21 protein-coding genes are annotated in these 22203 nt (G+C 55.8%); 19 read left to right on the top strand and 2 right to left on the bottom strand.

What is annotated here, in order from left to right; genetic code table 11:
- Nucleotides 1–67: 67 nt before the first annotated feature.
- The 3 genes from ACXKZG_RS15980 to phrB all read left to right on the top strand — a co-directional run bounded on the left by ACXKZG_RS15980 (nt 68) and on the right by phrB (nt 2788).
- A complete protein-coding gene (locus tag ACXKZG_RS15980) occupies nt 68–274 on the top strand; it encodes a YbfA family protein (protein ID WP_013201307.1) in 207 nt (68 codons plus the stop codon).
- 111 nt (nt 275–385) lie between these two features.
- Nucleotides 386–1342, top strand: a complete 957-nt coding sequence (locus ACXKZG_RS15975) for a YbgA family protein (protein ID WP_013201308.1) — start codon at nt 386–388, stop codon at nt 1340–1342.
- An 18-nt stretch (nt 1343–1360) separates the two neighbouring features.
- On the top strand, nt 1361–2788 hold the full coding sequence (gene phrB, locus ACXKZG_RS15970) for a deoxyribodipyrimidine photo-lyase (protein ID WP_488875138.1): 1428 nt from the start codon (nt 1361–1363) through the stop codon (nt 2786–2788).
- A gap of 103 nt (nt 2789–2891) precedes the next feature.
- On the opposite strand, the gene ACXKZG_RS15965 is transcribed toward phrB, so the two are convergent.
- Nucleotides 2892–3785: an SDR family oxidoreductase gene (locus ACXKZG_RS15965; protein ID WP_013201310.1), complete on the bottom strand. Its 894-nt coding sequence runs from the start codon at nt 3783–3785 to the stop codon at nt 2892–2894.
- 314 nt (nt 3786–4099) lie between these two features.
- Here ACXKZG_RS15965 and ACXKZG_RS15960 point away from each other — a divergent pair, with 314 nt between their 5' ends.
- The 8 genes from ACXKZG_RS15960 (at nt 4100) to nei (ending at nt 10551) form a co-directional block, all read left to right on the top strand.
- Nucleotides 4100–4843: a type 2 GTP cyclohydrolase I gene (locus ACXKZG_RS15960; RefSeq protein ID WP_134823712.1), complete on the top strand. Its 744-nt coding sequence runs from the start codon at nt 4100–4102 to the stop codon at nt 4841–4843.
- Nucleotides 4844–4964: 121 nt separating this feature from the next.
- Nucleotides 4965–5621, top strand: coding sequence for a 5-oxoprolinase subunit PxpB (gene pxpB / locus ACXKZG_RS15955; RefSeq protein WP_053146085.1), 657 nt, complete (start codon nt 4965–4967; stop codon nt 5619–5621).
- Complete coding sequence (gene pxpC / locus ACXKZG_RS15950) at nt 5615–6547, top strand: 5-oxoprolinase subunit PxpC (RefSeq protein WP_488875137.1); 933 nt, start codon at nt 5615–5617, stop codon at nt 6545–6547. Before pxpB ends, pxpC begins: the two co-directional genes overlap by 7 nt.
- Nucleotides 6537–7274 (top strand): 5-oxoprolinase subunit PxpA, encoded by a 738-nt coding sequence (pxpA, locus tag ACXKZG_RS15945; protein WP_346595036.1) that lies wholly within the window; start codon nt 6537–6539, stop codon nt 7272–7274. The genes pxpC and pxpA overlap by 11 nt, the downstream gene beginning before the upstream one ends.
- A gap of 77 nt (nt 7275–7351) precedes the next feature.
- Nucleotides 7352–8080, top strand: coding sequence for a DUF969 domain-containing protein (locus tag ACXKZG_RS15940; RefSeq protein ID WP_488875136.1), 729 nt, complete (start codon nt 7352–7354; stop codon nt 8078–8080).
- On the top strand, nt 8080–9069 hold the full coding sequence (locus ACXKZG_RS15935) for a DUF979 domain-containing protein (protein WP_013201316.1): 990 nt from the start codon (nt 8080–8082) through the stop codon (nt 9067–9069). Before ACXKZG_RS15940 ends, ACXKZG_RS15935 begins: the two co-directional genes overlap by 1 nt.
- A 7-nt stretch (nt 9070–9076) precedes the next feature.
- The gene (pcp, locus tag ACXKZG_RS15930) at nt 9077–9742 is read left to right on the top strand and encodes a pyroglutamyl-peptidase I (RefSeq protein WP_134823714.1); all 666 of its coding nucleotides are present in this window, start codon (nt 9077–9079) and stop codon (nt 9740–9742) included.
- Nucleotides 9743–9759: 17 nt separating this feature from the next.
- A complete protein-coding gene (nei, locus tag ACXKZG_RS15925; protein WP_346565893.1) occupies nt 9760–10551 on the top strand; it encodes an endonuclease VIII in 792 nt (263 codons plus the stop codon).
- A 48-nt stretch (nt 10552–10599) separates the two neighbouring features.
- Here nei and ACXKZG_RS15920 read toward each other — a convergent pair whose 3' ends face one another.
- The gene (locus tag ACXKZG_RS15920; RefSeq protein ID WP_013201319.1) at nt 10600–11880 is read right to left on the bottom strand and encodes a citrate synthase; all 1281 of its coding nucleotides are present in this window, start codon (nt 11878–11880) and stop codon (nt 10600–10602) included.
- 622 nt (nt 11881–12502) lie between these two features.
- Here ACXKZG_RS15920 and sdhC point away from each other — a divergent pair.
- From sdhC to sucD, 8 genes are all read left to right on the top strand, one after another.
- Nucleotides 12503–12892: a succinate dehydrogenase cytochrome b556 subunit gene (gene sdhC, locus ACXKZG_RS15915; RefSeq protein ID WP_013201320.1), complete on the top strand. Its 390-nt coding sequence runs from the start codon at nt 12503–12505 to the stop codon at nt 12890–12892.
- The gene (sdhD, locus tag ACXKZG_RS15910; RefSeq protein ID WP_053146075.1) at nt 12886–13233 is read left to right on the top strand and encodes a succinate dehydrogenase membrane anchor subunit; all 348 of its coding nucleotides are present in this window, start codon (nt 12886–12888) and stop codon (nt 13231–13233) included. The genes sdhC and sdhD overlap by 7 nt, the downstream gene beginning before the upstream one ends.
- A complete protein-coding gene (gene sdhA, locus ACXKZG_RS15905; RefSeq protein ID WP_013201322.1) occupies nt 13233–14999 on the top strand; it encodes a succinate dehydrogenase flavoprotein subunit in 1767 nt (588 codons plus the stop codon). Before sdhD ends, sdhA begins: the two co-directional genes overlap by 1 nt.
- 16 nt (nt 15000–15015) lie before the next feature.
- Nucleotides 15016–15732: a succinate dehydrogenase iron-sulfur subunit gene (locus ACXKZG_RS15900; RefSeq protein WP_013201323.1), complete on the top strand. Its 717-nt coding sequence runs from the start codon at nt 15016–15018 to the stop codon at nt 15730–15732.
- A gap of 267 nt (nt 15733–15999) precedes the next feature.
- Nucleotides 16000–18807: a 2-oxoglutarate dehydrogenase E1 component gene (gene sucA, locus ACXKZG_RS15895; protein WP_053146074.1), complete on the top strand. Its 2808-nt coding sequence runs from the start codon at nt 16000–16002 to the stop codon at nt 18805–18807.
- A gap of 14 nt (nt 18808–18821) precedes the next feature.
- Nucleotides 18822–20045: a 2-oxoglutarate dehydrogenase complex dihydrolipoyllysine-residue succinyltransferase gene (gene odhB / locus ACXKZG_RS15890; RefSeq protein WP_013201325.1), complete on the top strand. Its 1224-nt coding sequence runs from the start codon at nt 18822–18824 to the stop codon at nt 20043–20045.
- Between the two features lie 107 nt (nt 20046–20152).
- A complete protein-coding gene (gene sucC / locus ACXKZG_RS15885; protein WP_013201326.1) occupies nt 20153–21319 on the top strand; it encodes an ADP-forming succinate--CoA ligase subunit beta in 1167 nt (388 codons plus the stop codon).
- A complete protein-coding gene (sucD, locus tag ACXKZG_RS15880; RefSeq protein ID WP_134823719.1) occupies nt 21319–22191 on the top strand; it encodes a succinate--CoA ligase subunit alpha in 873 nt (290 codons plus the stop codon). Before sucC ends, sucD begins: the two co-directional genes overlap by 1 nt.
- Nucleotides 22192–22203: the final 12 nt, after the last annotated feature.

The raw sequence follows: 22203 nt of genomic DNA, 5'->3' as shown, positions 1-22203 counted from the left end.
AATTACACAGAAGGCGCTATTATTTTGCGCAGATTACATTCGTTTCATTGGGCTAACGGGAGGACATATGGGTCTTTATCAGCACTACTCTTTACACCGGATTGTCCTGCGTCGCATTGCGGTGATCGTCGCAGGCACTTTGGCTTTACCGGTTATGCTTTTCCGCCAGGATCGTGCCAGGTTTTACAGTTATCTGCACCGCGTCTGGTCCAAGACCAGCAGCCAGCCGGTCTGGCTGGCCCAGTCTGAAGCCGCAGGTTGCGACTTCTACTGATCTCTCCCGCTCCGGCGGGATTTTTTTTGCCCGTTATTCAACCTTCACGCGATCATTGCGCGGCTTTCAGCTACACTTAAACCTCTACAAGATTCTGGAGGTTGTACAACTATGAGCGAAAAAATTCCCGTCGGCATCAGCGCCTGTTTGCTCGGTGACAACGTCCGTTTTGATGGCGGTCATAAGCGCTGCGCTTTCGCCACCGAAGATCTCGCCCCGTTTATCCGTTATGAACCGGCCTGCCCGGAAATGGCGATCGGATTGCCGACGCCACGACCTGCGCTGCGTTTAACCGAAAATGGTGACGATCTGCCCGCGCTCTGCTTCAGTAATGGCAAAGGCGATCCGGTCACCGAGGCCATGCAGTCTTACGCAGAAAAACGCGTTTCAGCCCTGCATCATCTGTGTGGCTACATTGTCTGTGCTAAATCGCCCAGCTGCGGCATGGAACGCGTGCGGGTCTATCAGGCTGACAACAACAATAACCGCAAAGAAGGGGTAGGGGTCTTTACTCGCGAGCTGATGGCGCAAATGCCGTGGCTGCCGGTTGAAGAAGATGGTCGCCTGCACGATCCCGTACTGCGGGAAAACTTTGTTGAACGCGTGTATACGCTGCATGAATTTAATGAGCTGTGGCGCAGCGGGCTGACGCGCGGCAAATTAATGGCCTTTCACAGCCGTTATAAGCTCTCTTTGCTGGCGCATTCCCAGCCGGAATACCGCGAAATGGGGCGTTTTGTTGCGGCGATGGCCGACTGGTCGTCACTTGAAGAGTATGCCTTTGAGTATCGCCAGCGTCTGATGGACTTGCTGAAGAATCAGGCCACCCGGGGAAATCACACTAACGTGCTGATGCACGTTCAGGGTTATTTCCGTCCTCAGCTGACCTCAAAACAGCGCCAGGAGCTGACCTCGCTGATTGAACACTATCGTCAGGGGATGCAGCCGTTGCTGGCACCGATCACCCTGTTGAAGCATTACATGGCGGAGTACCCCGATGCGTATCTGGCGCAGCAGCGCTATTTTGAACCCTATCCGGAAGCGCTTCGCCTGCGCTATGGACACTAGTTTTTCTCAGGGAGTGTTATGGCAACCCATTTGATCTGGCTGCGCAACGATCTGCGCGTCCATGATAATTACGCATTGCATGCTGCCTGCCGCGATGCCGATGCCACCGTGCTGGCACTGTTTATTGCCACGCCAGCGCAGTGGAAAAGTCATTCGATGGCGCCGAAACAGGCGGCCTTTATCTACCAGAACCTGCTGGATGTTCAACAATCGCTGGCTGAGAAGGGCATCGCACTGCACACATTGCAGTGTGATGATTTTGCCGCTTCCGTCGAGGCGTTAAGTGATTTCTGCCAGCAGCATCATGTCGACCGGCTGTTCTACAACTATCAGTATGAAGTTAACGAACGCCAGCGCGATGCGGCGGCGGAGCGCTGGCTGTTTGATCTCGATATCATTTCTCAGGGATTCGACGACAGCCTGTTGCTGCCACCGGGTAGCGTACTGACCGGTAACCGTGAGATGTACAAAGTCTTTACGCCGTTCAGCCGGGCGTTTGTTAAACGCCTGCACGAAGGATTGCCCGAGTGCGTGCCGGCACCCAAACCGCGTCAGGGCGCGCCGTTAAGCAAAACGCCGGAGATAAAGCCCTTCGATTATCCGACCGAAGCGTTCGACAGCGAGCTGTTTGCCGCCGGAGAGAAAGCCGCCTTGCATCAGTTACGGCATTTCTGCCAGCAGCCGGTCACTGACTACCCCGACACCCGCAATATTCCGGCGGTTGATGGCACCAGCCGGCTTTCTGTCTATCTGGCTACCGGCGTGCTTTCGCCACGTCAGTGTCTTCACCGGCTGCTGGCGGAACATCCCCGCGGTCTGGACGACGGAAACGTTTTTGTCTGGCTGAATGAGCTGATCTGGCGTGAGTTTTACCGTCATCTGCTGGTGGCCTGGCCGAAGCTCTGTCGGTATAAACCCTTTATCGCTTGGACCGACAACGTGAAGTGGCAGCCGGCTGATAAGCAGCTGGAAGCGTGGCAGCAGGGTAAAACCGGCTATCCGATAGTTGATGCGGCGATGCGACAGATGAATCAGTTGGGCTGGATGCACAACCGTCTGCGGATGATCGTCGCCAGCTTTCTGGTCAAAGACCTGCTGATCGACTGGCGGGAAGGGGAACGCTACTTTATGTCACAGCTGATTGATGGCGATCTGGCGGCCAACAATGGCGGCTGGCAGTGGGCGGCGTCCAGTGGCAACGATGCCGCACCCTATTTCCGCATCTTCAATCCCACCACTCAGGGCGAGCGCTTTGATAAAGACGGTGAGTTTATCCGCAAGTGGCTGCCGGAGTTAAAGGACGTGCCGGTTAAGCATATTCATCAACCGCATATCTGGGCCGACAATATGGGCGTTGCGCTGGATTACCCTCAGCCGGTTGTCGATCACAAGGAAGCGCGGAAGCGCACGCTTGAGGCGTTTGAAGTGGCGCGTAAACAGAGTTAACCCTTAAGGCGACAGAATTTTTCACTGGACGCTTTACGTAATTGCCAGCAAAAAAAAGAGATCGCCAGGCGATCTCTTTTTTATTTCTTAGCAGGAACGGGAGTTACAGCGTGCCGGTACCACCATCCGAGCACCAGACCTGACCAGAGGTATAGCTGCTTTCGGTCGAGGCGAGGGTGACATACAGCGGAGCAATTTCAGCTGGCTGTCCCGGGCGACCCAGTGGGGAATCCTGACCAAACTGCTGCACTTTTTCCTGCGGCTGTCCGCCACTTGACTGCAGTGGCGTCCAGTAAGGTCCCGGTGCGACGGCATTGACGCGAATGCCTTCTTTCCCCAGCTGCTTAGCCAGTGATTTGGTAAAGGCGACAATGCTGGCTTTGGTCTGGGCATAATCCAGCAGGATTTCGCTGGGTTTAAAGGCCTGAACCGAACTGGTATTAATAATCGACGCGCCACGCGGAAGATAATCCACCGCCGCTTTAGTTATCCAGAACATGGCATAAACGTTGGTTTTAAATGTGGCATCGAAATCTTCGGTACTTAATGTCCGAATAGATTCATTAAATTGCTGACGCCCGGCATTGTTCACCAGAATATCCAGACCGCCAAGTTTGCTGGCTGCCTCTTTAACTAATTGCTGACAGAAAGCTTCGGTGCGAATATCACCCGGGATCGCGATGGCTTTGCGCCCTTCGGCTTCGATAAGCTGAATAACTTCAGCCGCATCTGACTCTTCTTCCGGCAGATAATTGATTGCCACGTCGGCCCCTTCACGAGCATAGGCAATGGCCACGGCGCGGCCGATGCCGGAGTCGCCACCGGTGATCAGCGCTTTACGTCCGGCCAGTCGGCCTGACCCTTTATAGGATTTCTCACCGTGATCCGGCACCGGGATCATTTTGCTGGCAAGGCCTGGCACAGGCTGAGGCTGTTCTGCAAAGGGTGGCGCAGGATAATCAACGGTCAGGATGCTTTTGTTATTTTGATGTGACATATTTTTCACCTTGTGCATATTTACGTGTTGTTAAAGCCTGGCACAGATGTGAGGTTTGTCACACATTAAGCCGGAAAAAGTCCTTTTATCGGAACAATCGTCCGGGCGATCCAGTGCATTAACCCGATGAACAACCCGGGCGAAATAAATAACGTACACCGCTGTTGATGCGTTAATTGTCTGTTTTATCAGCAGCTGTCGGCAGATAAAAAAATGCTGCTGATAGTCCCCACGCTTTGTTATTGTGACGGTAATCCCACACGCAGCGTTACGCGGTAATTGTTTTCCGGGTAACGCGCACTTCAGGAATTGATATGCGTAATACAGAGCTTGAACAGATTGTTAACCAACTGCTGAACACCGCTGCCTTCAAAGACTACGGCCCGAACGGCTTGCAGGTGGAAGGGCGGAGTGAGGTGAATAAAATTGTTACCGGCGTTACCGCGTGCCAGGCGCTGCTGGATGAGGCGGTGCGGCTGAATGCTGATGCGGTGCTGGTCCATCACGGTTATTTCTGGAAGAACGAAGCCTCGGTGATCAAAGGGATGAAGCGTAACCGGCTGAAAACCCTGCTGGCCAATGACATCAATATGTACGGCTGGCATCTGCCGCTGGACGCGCATCCTCAGTTGGGAAATAACGCCCGGCTCGCCAGCCTGCTGGGCATTGACATCAAAGGTGAAATTGAAGAACTGCTGCCATGGGGAGAGCTGAAAGAACCGTTGACCGGCGACCAGTTTGCCCAGCGTATCAGTCAGGTGCTGGGACGTGAACCGCTGCACTGTGGCGATAATGCCCCTGAGTCGATCCGCCGTATTGCCTGGTGCTCCGGTGGCGGTCAGGGCTTTATTGATGCGGCGGCAGCCTTCGGCGTCGATGCGTTTTTCAGTGGCGAAGTCTCAGAGCAGACCATCCACAGCGCGCGCGAACAGGGCCTGCACTTCTTCGCTGCCGGGCATCATGCCACCGAGCGTTGTGGCATTCAGGCGCTCGGCGAGTGGCTGGCAGAGAACCATAATCTGGACGTCACCTTCATCGATATCCCTAATCCTGCCTGATTTCTGCCAGGCGGCTACCCCGGCCGCCTGCAACACAGTTGACACATCCCCGACATTTCCGCATAACTATTTGCCTTATATCGATTTCAGATGGCCTTAATACCAGGTCAGGAGGAGCGTTTTGCAACGAGCTCGTTGTTACCTGTTAGGCGAACGTGCAGTCGTACTTGAACTTGAGCCGCCGGTTACGCTGGCCACTCAGCAACGGATTTGGGGCCTGTCGTCGCGATTAATGGCAAGACCTGAAGTCATTGAAGTGGTCCCGGGGATGAATAACATCACCGTGCTGCTGAGCGATCCGCAACAGACGGCGCTGGATGCCATTGAGTGGTTACAGTCCTGGTGGGAAAAAAGCGAACAGCTGGAAATGACCTCACGCGAGGTTGAGATTCCGGTGGTTTATGGCGGTTCCGCCGGGCCGGATCTGGATGAGGTTGCCCGCCACAGTGGCTTAACGCCGCAACAGGTTGTCGAAGCCCATGCCAGCGGAAAATACGTGGTTTACTTTATCGGTTTCCAGCCTGGATTCCCGTATATGGCTGGGCTGGACGATCGCCTGCATACGCCACGGCGTGCCGAGCCAAGAGTGGCGGTGCCCGCCGGATCGGTAGGCATCGGCGGCAGCCAGACCGGCGTCTATCCGTTTTCCGCCCCTGGCGGCTGGCAGTTGATTGGTCAGACGGACATCACGTTGTTCAATCCAGCAAACCAGCCACCCACTTTCTTAAGGCCGGGCGACAGCGTGCGGTTTGTACCGCAGAAGGGAGGCTTATGCTGAAGATAATTCGCGCAGGAATGGCGACCACGTTGCAGGACGCCGGCCGCACCGGTTGGCGGCAGTACGGCGTCGGTCTGAGCGGGGTTCTCGATCGTCCCGCCATGGAAACCGCCAATCTGCTGGTGGGCAATGATAAAAACAGCGCGGTACTGGAGATTACGCTGGGGCAATTCAGTGCTGAATTCACCCGCGACGGCTGGATAGCGCTAACCGGCGCGGGATGCAGTGCCGAGCTGGACAGTCAGCCGGTGTGGACCGGCTGGCGAACGGCGGTGAAAAAGGGACAGCGGCTGACGTTAAGCATGCCGCACCGGGGCATGCGCAGCTATCTGGCGCTGGATGGCGGGTTTGCCGTCGAGCCAATGTTAGGTTCTTGCAGCACGGATGCCAAAGCCGGCTTTGGTGGCTTTAGCGGCGGCCCGATTAAAGATGGCGATTTGCTGCCTCAGCGCGAGCCGCAACGGCACTTCCTGAAGCCGGTCGGCGTGCGCCAACTGCTGTTCGGTAACCGCATCCGGGTGATGATGGGGCCGGAATATCATGAGTTTACCCATGAGAGTCGTGAAGCGTTCTGGCGGACCGCCTGGAAACTTAATCCGCAAAGTAACCGCATGGGTTACCGTCTGCAGGGCCGGCCGCTGCAACGCAGCGAAAAGCGTGAAATGCTGTCGCACGGCCTGATCCCCGGCGTGATTCAGGTGCCGCCAAACGGTCAGCCGATTGTGCTGATGGCGGATGCGCAGACCACCGGCGGCTATCCGCGCATTGGCTGCGTGATCGAAGCCGATCTTTACCATCTGGCGCAGATCCGTCTGGGCGAGCCGATGCATTTTGTTTACTGCACGCTTGAAGAAGCGCTGAAAGCCAAACGCGACCAGCAACTGGCGCTGGAGCAAATGGCCTGGGGAGTGGAACATGAAAGTTGATCTCAATGCCGATCTGGGCGAAGGCTGCGCCAACGATCGTGACTTATTGCAGCTGGTGTCATCGGCCAATATCGCCTGTGGATTCCATGCCGGCGATGCGCAAACCATGCGTCAAAGCGTGTTATGGGCGCTGGAATTCGGCGTGGCCATCGGCGCACATCCGAGCTTTCCCGATCGGGAGAATTTTGGCCGCACGCGGATGCAGCTCCCTGCCGAAACCGTGTTTGCCCAGATGATTTACCAGATTGGCGCCCTGCAGGCGATTGCCCGCAGCGAAGGCGGCAAGTTGGTGCATGTGAAGCCGCACGGAATGCTCTATAACCAGGCCGCTCAGGAGCCTGAGCTGGCGGATGCGATTGCGCGGGCAGTGAAAGCCGTCGATCCGGCTCTGGTGCTGGTGGGGCTGGCCAACAGTGAATCCATTCGGGCCGGCAAGGCGTTGGGTCTGACCACGCGCGAAGAGGTTTTCGCCGATCGTGGCTACCAGGCCGACGGATCGCTGGTTCCGCGCAGCCAGCCAGGCGCGCTGATTGACAGCGATCAACAGGCCATCGAGCAGACCCTGAGCATGATCCAGCAGGGCAAGGTGAAGAGCCTCAGCGGTGAATGGGTGAACGTCAATGCTGACACCGTTTGCCTGCACGGCGATGGCGCACACGCAATGGCCTTTGCCGCCCAGCTCCGTCAGGCCTTTAAGCAACAACAGATTCAGGTCACCAGCCTTTAAGGCAATAACGCGTTGAAACGCGGCAGATTCCTCAACTCGGTTGGGGAATTTTTTTTATCAATACCGGGAGGATGTATATGGAAAGTGCAGTGAATTTGTGGCCACTGGCAGGGATTGTGGCCATCGTCATCGGTTTTTTACTCCGGTTTAACCCGGTGCTGGTGGTGATCGTCTCCGGACTGATTACCGGGCTGGCCGCGCATATGCCGCTGGGCGATATTCTGGAAAAGCTGGGCTCAGGATTTCTGAACACCCGTAACCTGCCGCTGATCCTGTTGTTGCCGCTGGCCGTTATCGGCCTGCTGGAGCGTCACGGTCTGAAGCAGCGGGCCCAGGCGTGGATCGCTCAGATTAAAACCGCCACAGCCGGACGCCTGCTGATTGTGTATCTGTTCGTGCGTGAAATCACCGCCGCGATGGGCCTGACCAGTCTGGGTGGGCATCCGCAAATGGTGCGTCCGCTGCTGGCACCGATGGCCGAAGGGGCCACCGAAAACCGCTATGGCGAGTTGCCTGACAGCGTTCGCCATCGCCTGCGCGCGATGTCGGCCGCAACCGATAACGTCGGCCTGTTCTTTGGCGAAGATATCTTTGTCGCCTTTGGCGCGATCATCTTTATGCATAACTTTATGCAGGAATCCGCCGGTATTCAGACCGAGCCGCTGCATATTGCGCTGTGGGGCATTCCGACCGCTTTCTGCGCGTTTCTGATCCACGCCGTGCGCTTACGCCGCCTGGATAAAACCATTGCCAAAGAACTGTCTGCACTGAATAACACCGCGTTGAAAGCGAAGGGAGGCCGCTAATGTTCCAGCAACAATATCTGTTCTGGCTGGCGGGAATTATCCTGCTGGTGGTCGCCGTGATGTCCTGGCGCGACAAAGGAAACCCACGCCGCTTAACCACCGGGCTGTTCTGGGCACTGTACGGGCTGGTGTTTTTCGTCGGTGACTGGGCGGTTGAGCTGCTTGGCGCACGTTCACTGCACATTGTGATAGGCGTGATGGTGGTGGTGATGGCGTTGATTGCCGGTCTGGGCGGCGTGAAGCTGGGCTCATACCATCAGCGCAGCGAAGAGCAGAAAGAGCAAAGCGCTCAGCGCTTACGCAACAAACTGTTCCTTCCGGCGTTAGCCATTCCGGTGGTGACGGTGATTGGCGTGCTGGCCTTCAATAATATTCCGGGGTTGCAGGAAGGGCTGTTTGGTCCGGGGAATCACTCCACGCTGGTGACGTTATTCTCAATGATGGTCGGCTGCGTGATCGGCTGGCTGATCGCCCTGAAACTCACCCATGAAGGCCCGGCGCAGTCGGTGCAGGAAGCGCGTCGCCTGCTGGATGCCATCGGTTGGGCATTTATTCTGCCGCAAATCCTTGCCACCTTAGGTCTGCTGTTCACCAGCGCCGGCGTTGGCACGGCGATTTCGCACCTGACCGAAACCTACCTGGCGGTAGATAACCGCTTTATTGCCGTTGCCACCTATGCCATCGGCATGGCGCTGCTGACCATGGTGATGGGCAATGCCTTTGCCGCATTCCCGATTGTTACCGCCGGCATTGGTATTCCGATCCTGGTGCTGCAACACCATGGCAATCCGGCGGTCATGGCGGCGATTGGCATGTTCTCCGGCTATTGCGGCACGCTGATGACGCCCATGGCGGCCAACTTCAATATTGTCCCGGCGGCGCTGCTCGAACTGCCTGACCGCAATGCGGTGATCAAGGCTCAGGTGCCCACCGGCGTGCTATTGTTAATAGCCAATATCTTCCTTCTGTATTTCATGATGTTCCTGTGAGGCCACAATGAAGACCGTTTTGATTACCGCTTTCGAGCCGTTCGGAGGCGAGCTGGTGAACCCGTCGTGGGAAGCCGTCAGCCATCTGCATGAGCGCATGGTGTGCGGAGCAAAAGTGATGGCCAAACAGCTGCCCTGTGCTTTTGGCGACTCGCTGACCGCGTTGTATGCCGCCATTGAAGAGTTGAAACCGGATCTGGTGATTGCCGTAGGGCAGGCGGGGGGGCGTACCGATGTGACCATCGAGCGCGTCGGCATCAATGTCGATGATGCCCGCATTCCTGATAACCTGGGGAATCAGCCGATTGACGAAGAGATTGTCGAGGATGGGCCGGTGGCCTACTTCTCCACGCTGCCGATTAAGGCGATTGTCGAAGGGATCCGCGAAGCGGGGATCCCGGCGTCCGTCTCTCAGACGGCGGGCACCTATGTCTGCAATCACGTGATGTACGGGCTGATGCATTATCTGGAAAAATACAACAGCCTGGCTAAGAACAAGACCAAAATCCGCGGTGGGTTTATCCATATTCCTTACCTGCCTGAACAGGCGGTTAAACATCCTGGCGTGGCGAGCATGCCGGCGGCGACGGTGATCCTCGCGCTGGAAATGGCGCTGAGCATTGCGCTGACCGTTGAAAAGGATATTCGTCTGGAAGGCGGCGCCACACACTGAGACTGAACGGGTGAATCATGCCAGAAGGACCTGAAATCCGCCGCGCGGCGGATAAGCTGGAGAAAGCGATCAAGGGGAAAACGCTGACTGACGTCTGGTTTGCTTTTCCTCAGCTAAAAACCTACGAACCGGCATTGCTTGGCGAACGGGTTGAGGCGATTGAAACGCGGGGCAAAGCGATGCTGACCCACTTTTCTAATGGCCTGACGCTTTACAGCCATAACCAGCTGTATGGCGTCTGGCGGGTGGCGAAAAGCGGCGTTGATCCTGCCACTAACCGCATTCTGCGCGTTCGTCTGGCGGCGGAAGATAAGGCCATTCTGCTCTACAGCGCGTCAGAGATTGAATTGCTGAATGCGGATACGTTGATGGCACATCCTTTTCTGCAGCGCGTAGGTCCGGACGTGCTGGATATGACGTTAACCTCTGAGCAGGTTAAAGCGCGGTTGCTTTCATCCCGTTTCAGACGGCGTCAGTTCAGCGCGTTACTGTTGGATCAGGCTTTTCTGGCGGGATTAGGCAACTATCTGCGGGTAGAAATACTCTGGCTGGCAGGCCTGGCGCCGCAACATAAAGCGCAGGACCTGACCGAAGAGCAGTTGGCGCTATTGGCTGACGCGTTACTGGCCATTCCGCGGCTTTCGTACCTCACGCGGGGAGTCAGTAAAGAGAATAAACATCACGGCGCGCTGTTCAGTTTTAAGGTGTTTCATCGGGCAGGGCAGCCGTGCGAGCGGTGCGGCGGCATCATTGAGAAAACGGTGCTTTCGTCGCGGCCGTTTTACTGGTGTCCGGGTTGCCAGCATTAATCAAAAAAAAACGCCGCAATTGCGGCGTTTTTTATGCGGTCTGGCGGATTATTTGGTGCCAGACTTGAAGTCACGCTTGTCGTAGCCGGTATACAGCTGACGCGGACGGGCAATTTTGATGCCGTCGTCGTGCATTTCTTTCCAGTGTGCAATCCAGCCCACGGTACGCGCCATCGCGAAGATCACGGTAAACATGGAAGACGGAATGCCCATCGCTTTCAGAATAATGCCTGAGTAGAAGTCGACGTTTGGATAGAGTTTACGCTCGATAAAGTACGGGTCGTTCAGCGCGATATCTTCCAGCTTCATCGCCACTTCCAACAGATCGTCCTTCATGCCCAGTTCGTTCAGCACTTCATGACAGGTCTCACGCATCACGGTTGCACGCGGATCGTGGTTCTTATACACGCGGTGGCCGAAGCCCATCAGACGGAACGAATCGTTCTTGTCTTTTGCACGCTTCACGAACTCAGGGATGTGATCAACGGTGCTGATCTCTTCCAGCATACGCAGGGTCGCTTCGTTTGCGCCACCGTGGGCAGGTCCCCACAGGGAAGCGATCCCCGCGGCGATACAGGCAAACGGGTTAGCGCCAGAAGAACCGGCGGTACGCACGGTAGAGGTGGAGGCGTTTTGCTCGTGGTCAGCATGCAGGATCAGGATACGATCCATGGCGCGTTCCAGAATTGGGTTCACCACGTACTCTTCGCACGGCGTGGAGAACATCATATGCAGGAAGTTTCCGGCGTAAGACAGGTCGTTGCGTGGGTAAACGAAAGGCTGGCCGATCGAATATTTGTAACACATCGCCGCAACGGTCGGCATCTTGGACAGCAGGCGGAATGCCGCAATTTCGCGGTGACGCTCAATGTTAACGTCCATCGCATCATGATAAAACGCGGCCAGTGCACCGGTAACACCACACATTACCGCCATCGGATGAGAGTCACGACGGAAGCCACGGAACAGATGATGGATCTGCTCATGGATCATGGTATGGCGGGTTACGATGGTTTTGAATTCTTCAAACTGCTCTTTGGTTGGCGCTTCGCCATTCAGCAGGATGTAGCACACTTCCAGATAGTTGGAGTGCACAGCGAGTTGATCGATCGGGAAACCACGGTGGAGCAGGATACCTTCATCACCGTCGATGTAGGTGATTTTAGATTCGCAGGACGCAGTAGAGGTGAAGCCTGGGTCAAAGGTGAAATACCCTTTGGATCCGAGGGTACGTACATCTATCTCGTCCTGGCCTAACGTGCCTTGCAACACATCAAGTTCAATAGGAGCTTCGCCTGGTAGGGTTAGCGTTGCTTTTTTATCAGCCATTTATTGTCTCCTTTGCGCCTTATCTATAGATCTTCGACACTCGAAATGCTCATTGTGTCCGCGCCTGCATAAAAAAGCGCAGTGTCGTCTCTGTGGCATCTTGTATCGTGCAGGGTACAGAGAGACGGGGCGTGCGCAGGCCGGGTGGGCACAACAGTACTGCGTTTCGCGGTTGTTAAAGATCCGGTCTGGTCGTAACTTGTTGGTAACCGATACCTGATACTTTGTACGTATATATCATCAATGTTACATAACTTGTGCTTAGGGGAAAGTGTATCCCCATAACTTTTGTGCATCATAGAACTTTTGATCGTCCGTTTGTAACAGGAATGTTGAAGTTTTGTCAAATCAGATAATTAAATTTGTATAAATTGTGAAAAATGTGAGTCGGATCACTGTTCCACCTAAATATGCCCAAGAAGTTTGTAGGGGAATTGTAATGAGTTTGTGAACCCCCTATACTTCCGCCAGGTCTCCGGAATACCCTGCAGTAGGAGCCACCCAGCGTTGCGTACGCGTCGTTTTGACACTGGATGTTGTTGTTTTAGTGCCTGGCGCAGTATCTCCGTAACGCTGTCTGACCCGCCCTCAGGACCGGAGGAAGCAAAATAAGAAAGGCTGTGTGGGCAAAACCGTGAAAAAACAAAGACCTGTCAACTTGGATCTCTCCACGATCCGGTTTCCCGTTACTGCAATAGCGTCTATTCTCCATCGCGTATCTGGCGTCATTACGTTTGTGGCTGTTGGTATACTGCTCTGGTTACTGGGCCTGTCACTCTCATCTCCCGAAGGCTTCCTGCAAGCTTCTGCCGTCATGGGCAGCTTCTTTGTCAAATTCATCATGTGGGGCATTTTAACCGCACTGGCGTATCACATCGTCGGTGGGATTCGTCACATGCTGATGGACTTCGGATATCTGGGTGAAACGCTGCAAATTGGGACGCGCTCCGCGCAAATCTCTTTTGGTATCACTGTCGTGCTTTCAATTCTGGCTGGAGTCCTCGTATGGTAAGCAACGCTTCTGCATTGGGTCGCAACGGCGTTCATGACTGGCTGCTGCTGCGTGCTGCTGCGATGATCATGACGTTATACGTGATCTACATCCTCGGTTTCGTGGTGATGTCAGGAACCCTGACGTACGACATCTGGCGTGGCTTCTTTGCCTCCAACTTTACCAAAGTCTTCACCCTTCTGACGCTGTTCTCCATTCTGGTGCATGGCTGGATTGGGATGTGGCAGGTACTGACGGATTACATCAAGCCGGTTGCTATTCGCTTGATGCTGCAACTGGTGGTGGTGGTTGCGCTGTTGGTTTATGCCATTTATGGAACTGTTGTTGTGTGGGGTGCGTAATGAGTTTGCCAGTAAGAGAGTTTGACGCCGTAGTAATCGGCGCCGGTGGTGCAGGCATGCGTGCCGCGCTGCAGATTTCCCAATCGGGCCAGAGCTGTGCTCTGTTGTCCAAAGTTTTCCCGACCCGTTCCCATACAGTTTCTGCGCAGGGCGGTATCACCGTTGCGCTGGGTAACACCCATGAAGATAACTGGGAATGGCATATGTACGACACGGTGAAAGGCTCCGATTACATCGGTGACCAGGACGCCATTGAATATATGTGTAAAACCGGACCGGAAGCGATTCTGGAACTGGAACACATGGGCCTGCCTTTCTCCCGTCTGGACGATGGCCGCATTTATCAGCGTCCGTTTGGTGGCCAGTCGAAGAACTTCGGCGGTGAGCAGGCGGCGCGTACCGCGGCGGCGGCTGACCGTACCGGCCATGCGTTATTGCATACCCTTTATCAGCAGAACCTGAAAAACAAGACCACTATCTTCTCCGAGTGGTATGCGTTGGATCTGGTGAAAAATGCCGACGGCGCCATTGTCGGCTGTACCGCACTGAATATTGAAGATGGCGAAGTCGTCTACTTTAAAGCGCGCGCAACGGTTCTGGCGACCGGCGGTGCAGGACGTATTTACCAGTCCACCACCAATGCCCACATCAATACCGGTGACGGCGTGGGTATGGCACTGCGTGCCGGCGTGCCGGTACAGGACATGGAAATGTGGCAGTTCCACCCAACCGGTATTGCCGGCGCGGGTGTGCTGGTGACCGAAGGCTGTCGTGGTGAAGGTGGCTACCTGTTGAACAAACACGGTGAGCGCTTTATGGAGCGTTATGCGCCAAACGCCAAAGACCTTGCCGGTCGTGACGTGGTTGCCCGTTCAATGATGATCGAAATCCGTGAAGGTCGTGGTTGCGAAGGTCCGTGGGGCCCGCACATCAAACTGAAACTGGATCACCTCGGTCACGAAGTGCTGGAAGCGCGTCTGCCAGGTATTCTGGAACTGTCCCGCACCTTTGCTCACGTCGATCCGGTTAAAGAACCGATCCCGGTTATCCCTACCTGCCACTATATGATGGGCGGTATTCCGACCCGCGTAACCGGTCAGGCGCTGACGGTAAATGAGAAGGGCGAAGATACTCTGGTGCCAGGACTCTTTGCGGTGGGTGAGATTGCCTGCGTATCGGTTCATGGTTCTAACCGTCTGGGCGGCAACTCGCTGCTGGATCTGGTGGTGTTTGGTCGTGCGGCGGGTCTGCACCTGCTGGAATCCATTCAAGAGCAGGGCGAGCTGAAAGACGCAACCGAAGAAGAGATCGAAGCGTCTCTGGCCCGCATGAACCGCTGGAACAACAACACCACCGGCGAGGATCCTGCCGAGCTGCGCAAAGCCCTGCAAACCTGTATGCAGAACAACTTCTCGGTGTTCCGTGAAGGCGATGCGATGGCAAAAGGTCTGGAAGAGCTGAAAGTTCTGCGTGAACGCCTGAAAGGCGCCCGTCTGGATGACCGTTCAAGCGACTTCAATACCCAGCGTATTGAGTGCCTTGAGCTGGATAACCTGATGGAAACGGCCTATGCAACGGCCGTCGCGGCGAACTACCGCACCGAAAGCCGTGGCGCGCACAGCCGCTTCGACTACCCAGAACGTGACGATGCAAACTGGTTATGCCACAGCGTGTATCTGCCGCAGAGCGAAAGCATGACTCGCCGTGAGGTGAACATGGCGCCGAAACTGCGCGCGGCGTTCCCGCCGAAAGCACGTACTTACTAGTTTGCGGAGATAAGCGATGAGACTCGAATTTTCTATTTATCGTTACAACCCGGAAGTTGACGATGCTCCGCACATGCAGGAGTACAGCCTGGAGTCCGAAGAAGGGCGCGACATGATGCTGCTGGACGCGCTGATGCGTCTGAAGGAAAAGGACCCGACGCTGGCTTTCCGTCGCTCCTGCCGCGAGGGCGTTTGCGGTTCCGATGGCATCAACATGAACGGTAAAAACGGTCTGGCCTGTATCACACCTGTTTCCGCCCTTGGCGGCGGCAGTAAAAAAATTGTGATCCGTCCTTTACCGGGTTTACCGGTGATCCGTGATTTGGTGGTGGACATGGGGCAATTCTACACTCAGTATGAGAAGATTAAGCCTTACCTGTTGAATAATGGGGAAAATCCACCGGCGCGTGAGCATCTGCAGGAGCCGGAACAGCGTGAAAAACTGGATGGCCTGTACGAATGTATCCTGTGTGCATGCTGCTCAACGTCCTGCCCATCTTTCTGGTGGAACCCGGACAAATTTATCGGTCCGGCTGGGTTGCTGGCAGCCTACCGCTTCCTGATCGACGACCGTGATACCGAAACGGATGCGCGCTTGGATAATCTGAACGATGCTTTCAGCGTATTCCGGTGTCACAGCATCATGAACTGTGTGAGCGTATGTCCTAAAGGACTTAACCCTACGCGCGCCATCGGCCATATTAAGTCGATGCTGCTGCAAAGAGGCGCATAAGCGCACCTCATCCGGGAACCGCCAGGTTCCCGGTTGTTTTACCAGGAAACCCTGCCAAGCTTATCTTCGGGTTGGCTTTGCAAGGTTCCCTTACGGGCCCGGGCGCCAGCAGTCGCGCACAGCGCTCGTATCGATGAACTTTCAGGCTGCGTCCCGCGTTGTTAGCGGAACACAGCCGAGGGCAAGCCGCTTATGCGGCGTGGGGCCTGCAAAGGCCCTGTTAAATAATCACGGCGAACTAAAGCACAAAATGCTTAAGGGATCACAATGCAGAACAGCGCGATGAAACCCTGGCTGGACTCCTCCTGGCTGGCCGGCGCGAACCAGACCTACATAGAGCAGCTCTATGAGGACTATCTAACTGATCCTGACTCTGTTGATGTTGCCTGGAAAGAGCTCTTTCAGCAGCTTCCAGGTCAAGGGGTCAGACCGGAACAATTTCACTCGAGCACACGCGAGTACTTCCGCCGTCTGGCGAAAGACGCCACGCGTTACACCTCTTCCGTAAGCGATCCTGATACCAATGCCAAGCAGGTTAAGGTTCTCCAGCTGATCAACGCCTTCCGTTTCCGCGGACATCAGCTGGCAAACCTCGATCCGTTAGGCCTGTGGCAGAATGAATCCGTGCCGGATCTGGATCCTAAATTCCACGATCTGAGCGAAGCGGATTTCCAGGAAACCTTCAACGTGGGTTCATTTGCTTTCGGCAAAGACACCATGAAGCTGGCGGATCTTTACGCCTTGCTGAAGCAGACCTACTGCGGCTCGATCGGTGCTGAGTATATGCACATCACCAACACCGAAGAGAAACGCTGGATCCAACAGCGCATCGAATCGGTAGCCGGGCAGGCATCGTTCTCCACCGCGGAGAAGAAAGGTTTCCTGAAACAGCTGACCGCAGCCGAAGGCCTTGAGCGTTACCTCGGTGCGAAATTCCCGGGCGCCAAGCGCTTCTCGCTGGAAGGCGGCGATGCACTGGTGCCAATGCTGAACGAGATGATCCACCATTCAGGCAAAAGCGGCACGCGTGAAGTGGTGCTGGGCATGGCCCACCGTGGTCGTCTGAACGTGCTGATCAACGTGCTGGGTAAAAAGCCGCAGGACCTGTTTGACGAGTTCGCGGGCAAGCACAAAGAGCATCTCGGTACCGGTGACGTGAAGTACCATATGGGCTTCTCTTCCGACGTCGAAACCGAAGGCGGCATGGTTCACCTGGCGCTGGCGTTTAACCCGTCGCACCTTGAGATCGTCAGCCCGGTAGTGATGGGGTCTGTGCGTGCGCGTCTGGATCGTCTTGACGAGCCGGGCAGCAACAAAGTTCTGCCAATCACCATCCACGGTGATGCGGCGATCATTGGTCAGGGTGTGGTTCAGGAAACGCTGAACATGTCTCAGGCTCGCGGCTATGAAGTCGGCGGCACCGTGCGCATCGTGATCAACAACCAGATTGGTTTCACCACCTCCAATCCGAAAGATGCCCGTTCAACCCAGTACTGTACCGATATCGGTAAAATGGTGCTGGCGCCAATCTTCCACGTGAATGCCGATGACCCGGAAGCGGTGGCCTTTGTGACCCGCCTGGCGTTGGATTTCCGTAACACCTTCAAGCGTGATGTCTTCATCGATCTGGTCTGTTATCGCCGTCACGGCCATAACGAAGCGGATGAGCCAAGTGCGACTCAGCCGGTGATGTATCAGAAGATCAAAAAGCATCCAACCCCGCGCAAACTCTATGCCGATCGTCTCGAAAGCGAGAAGATTGCCAGCCTGGAAGATGCCACGGAAATGGTCAACCTGTACCGCGACGCGCTGGATGCTGGCGAATGCGTGGTGCCTGAATGGCGTCCGATGAGCCTGCACTCCTTCACCTGGTCGCCGTATCTGAACCATGACTGGGATGAAAGCTATCAGGAAACCTTAGACCTGAAGCGCCTGCAAGAGCTGGCTAAGCGCATCAGTAGCGTGCCGGAAGCCATTGAAATGCAGTCCCGCGTGGCGAAGATCTATAACGATCGCGCTGAGATGGCCGCAGGCAACAAACCGTTCGACTGGGGCGCTGCCGAGAACCTGGCCTATGCCACGCTGGTAGATGAAGGCATTCCGTGCCGTCTTTCCGGTGAAGACATGGGACGTGGCACCTTCTTCCACCGCCATGCGGTGATCCACAACCAGTCTAACGGCTCAACCTATACCCCGCTGATGCACGTGCATAACGGTCAGGGCACCTTCAAAGTCTGGGACTCCGTCCTGTCTGAAGAAGCGGTGCTGGCGTTCGAATACGGTTATGCCACGGCAGAACCACGCACGCTGACCATCTGGGAAGCGCAGTTTGGTGACTTTGCCAACGGTGCTCAGGTGGTTATCGACCAGTTCATCAGCTCCGGCGAGCAGAAATGGGGCCGTATGTGCGGTCTGGTAATGCTGCTGCCGCACGGTTACGAAGGGCAGGGCCCGGAGCACTCATCTGCCCGTCTGGAACGTTATCTGCAGCTTTGCGCTGAGCAGAACATGCAGGTTTGCGTGCCGTCAACGCCGGCTCAGGTTTACCATATGCTGCGTCGTCAGGCGCTGCGCGGTATGCGCCGTCCGTTGATCGTCATGTCACCGAAATCTCTGCTGCGTCATCCGCTGGCGGTCTCTTCTCTGGAAGAGCTGGCCACGGGCGGCTTCCAGCCGGCAATTGGCGAGATCGACGAGCTTGACCCGAAAGGCGTGAAGCGTGTGGTGCTCTGCTCCGGTAAGGTCTATTACGATCTGCTGGACAAGCGTCGCAAAAACGAGCAAACCGATGTCGCTATCGTGCGTATCGAACAGCTGTATCCGTTCCCGCACAAAGCGGTTCAGGATGTGCTGCAGCAATATTCGCATGTGCATGATTTCGTGTGGTGCCAGGAAGAGCCGCTTAATCAGGGCGCATGGTTCTGCAGCCAGCACCACTTCCGTGAAGTGGTTCCTTTTGGGGCTTCATTACGTTACGCCGGCCGCCCCGCCTCCGCCTCGCCGGCAGTTGGCTATATGTCCGTTCACCAGCAGCAGCAGCAAGATCTGGTAAATGACGCGCTGAACGTTAATTAATTCAAGGAAAAATAATGAGTAGCGTAGAGATCATCGTTCCCGACCTGCCTGAATCCGTTGCCGATGCCACCGTGGCAACCTGGCACAAAAAACCAGGCGATTCTGTCCAGCGCGACGAAGTGCTGGTAGAGATCGAAACCGACAAAGTGATTCTGGAAGTTCCGGCCACCGCCGATGGCGTGCTGGAAGCGATTCTGGAAGATGAAGGCGCAACAGTTATCTCTCGTCAGGCGCTGGGTCGTCTGAAAGAAGGGAACAGCGGCGGCAAAGCAAGCTCTGCCAAAGTTGAAGAGCAGGATTCTACCCCGGCACAGCGTCAGAGCGCTTCTCTGGAAGAAGAGAGCAACGACGCGCTCAGCCCGGCTATCCGCCGCCTGATTGCTGAACACAACCTCGATGCGGCCGCCATCAAAGGCACCGGTGTCGGTGGACGTTTGACGCGTGAAGACGTTGAAAAACATCTGGCGAAAAAACCTGAAGCCGCCGCGAAAGCGCCTGCTGCAGCCGCGCCTTCTGCACCAGCCGCCGCTCTGCCAGGCCGCAGCGAGAAGCGCGTTCCAATGACCCGTCTGCGTAAGCGCATTGCCGAGCGTCTGTTGGAAGCCAAAAACAGCACCGCGATGTTGACCACCTTTAACGAAGTCAACATGCAGCCAATCATGAACCTGCGTAAGCAGTACGGCGAAGCGTTTGAAAAACGTCACGGCGTGCGTCTGGGGTTCATGTCCTTCTACCTGAAAGCGGTTGTTGAAGCGCTGAAACGCTTCCCGGAAGTCAATGCGTCTATCGACGGCGAAGACGTTGTTTACCACAACTACTTTGACGTCAGCATCGCTGTTTCCACCCCACGTGGGCTGGTCACGCCAGTGCTGAAAGATATCGATGCACTGGGTATGGCCGATATCGAGAAGAAAATCAAAGAGCTGGCAGTGAAAGGCCGTGACGGGAAACTGACCGTTGACGAACTGACTGGCGGTAACTTCACCATCACCAACGGCGGCGTGTTCGGTTCCCTGATGTCCACGCCGATCATCAACCCACCGCAGAGTGCCATCCTCGGCATGCATGCGATCAAAGATCGTCCTATGGCGGTTAATGGTCAGGTTGTGATCCTGCCAATGATGTATCTGGCCCTCTCTTACGATCACCGCCTGATCGACGGTAAAGAATCCGTCAGCTACCTGGTGGCGATCAAAGAGCTGCTGGAAGATCCGTCAAGGCTGCTGCTGGACGTTTAATCCCTGTCGGGTGCGGCCTGGTGCTGCACCCAACCCTATGTGTGGCCGACACTCTGGCAACCGCCAGATTCGGCCAAGTTTTTTCCGACCTGAATGGATAGAACATCATGAACTTACACGAATATCAGGCAAAACAGTTGTTTGCACGGTATGGTTTACCGGCACCAACCGGCTATGCCTGCACCACTCCACGTGAAGCTGAAGAAGCCGCCTCAAAGATTGGCGCCGGTCCGTGGGTAGTGAAATGTCAGGTTCATGCCGGAGGCCGTGGTAAAGCGGGCGGTGTGAAGGTAGTGAAGAGCAAGGAAGAGATCCGTGCTTTCGCTGAACACTGGCTGGGCAAACGCCTGACCACCTATCAGACTGATGCCAATGGCCAGCCGGTAAACCAGATCCTGGTTGAAGCGGCAACGGATATCGACCAGGAACTCTACCTGGGTGCCGTGGTTGACCGTGCGACCCGTCGCGTGGTGTTTATGGCCTCGACCGAAGGCGGCGTGGAAATTGAGAAAGTGGCGGAAGAAACCCCGCACCTGATCCACCAGATGGCGCTGGATCCATTGACCGGTCCTCAGCCTTATCAGGGCCGCGAACTGGCCTTCAAACTGGGTCTGACCGGTAAGCAGGTTGGCCAGTTCACCAAGATCTTTATGGGTCTGGCCACGCTGTTCCTGGAGCGCGATCTGGCACTGGTTGAGATCAACCCGCTGGTGATCACCAAGCAGGGCGATCTGATCTGCCTCGACGGCAAACTGACTGCGGATGGCAATGCTCTGTTCCGTCAGCCGGAACTGCGTGAAATGCGCGATCCAAGCCAGGAAGATGCCCGTGAAGCGCAGGCTGCACAGTGGGAACTGAACTATGTGGCACTGGAAGGCAACATCGGTTGTATGGTTAACGGCGCAGGCCTGGCGATGGGTACCATGGACATCGTTAAGCTGAGCGGCGGCCAGCCTGCTAACTTCCTGGACGTTGGCGGCGGCGCAACCAAAGAGCGCGTGACCGAAGCCTTCAAAATCATCCTGTCTGACGACGCGGTGAAAGCGGTATTTGTGAACATTTTCGGCGGCATCGTACGCTGCGACCTGATTGCTGATGGCATCATCGGCGCGGTTGAAGAAGTCGGTGTGAACGTGCCAGTGGTGGTGCGTCTGGAAGGTAACAATGCCGAGCTGGGTGCCAAAAAACTGGCAGACAGCGGTCTGAACATCATTGCAGCAACCAGCCTGAGTGACGCGGCGCAGCGCGTTGTTGCCGCAGCGGAGGGTAAATAATGTCCATTTTGATCGATAAGAACACCAAAGTAATCTGCCAGGGCTTCACCGGTGGCCAGGGAACTTTCCACTCCGAGCAGGCGCTGGCCTATGGCACGCAGCTGGTTGGCGGCGTAACGCCAGGTAAAGGCGGCACCGAGCATCTGGGTCTGCCGGTGTTCAACACCGTGCGTGAAGCGGTAGAAGCAACGGGCGCAACCGCCTCGGTCATCTACGTTCCGGCCCCGTTCTGTAAAGACGGTATCCTGGAAGCGATCGAAGCGGGCATTAAGCTGATCATCACCATCACGGAAGGCATTCCTACCCTGGATATGCTGACGGTGAAAGTGAAGCTGGATGAAGCTGGCGTGCGTATGATTGGCCCGAACTGCCCAGGTGTGATCACCCCTGGCGCCTGCAAAATCGGCATCATGCCGGGTCACATTCACCAGCCAGGCCGTATCGGCATCGTTTCACGTTCCGGTACCCTGACCTATGAAGCCGTTAAGCAGACCACAGACATCGGCTACGGCCAGTCTACCTGCGTCGGTATCGGTGGTGACCCGATCCCAGGTTCAAACTTCATTGATATCCTGAAACTGTTCCAGGAAGATCCACAGACCGAAGCGATTGTGATGATCGGTGAAATCGGCGGCAGCGCGGAAGAAGAAGCGGCAGCCTTTATCAAAGAGCACGTCACCAAGCCGGTTGTCGGTTATATCGCGGGCGTGACTGCGCCGAAAGGTAAGCGTATGGGCCATGCTGGCGCCATCATCGCGGGCGGTAAAGGCACAGCAGACGAGAAGTTTGCCGCGCTGGAAGCTGCAGGCGTGAAAACCGTGCGTAGCCTGGCCGATATCGGCGACGCGGTTAAAGCGGTTCTGCCGAATTAACTGACGCTTTCT

It is taken from the genome of Erwinia sp. 2186, assembly GCF_057812255.1.
The sequence above is the reverse complement of the archived record's forward strand: the minus strand, read 5'-3'. Positions and strand labels throughout refer to the sequence as shown.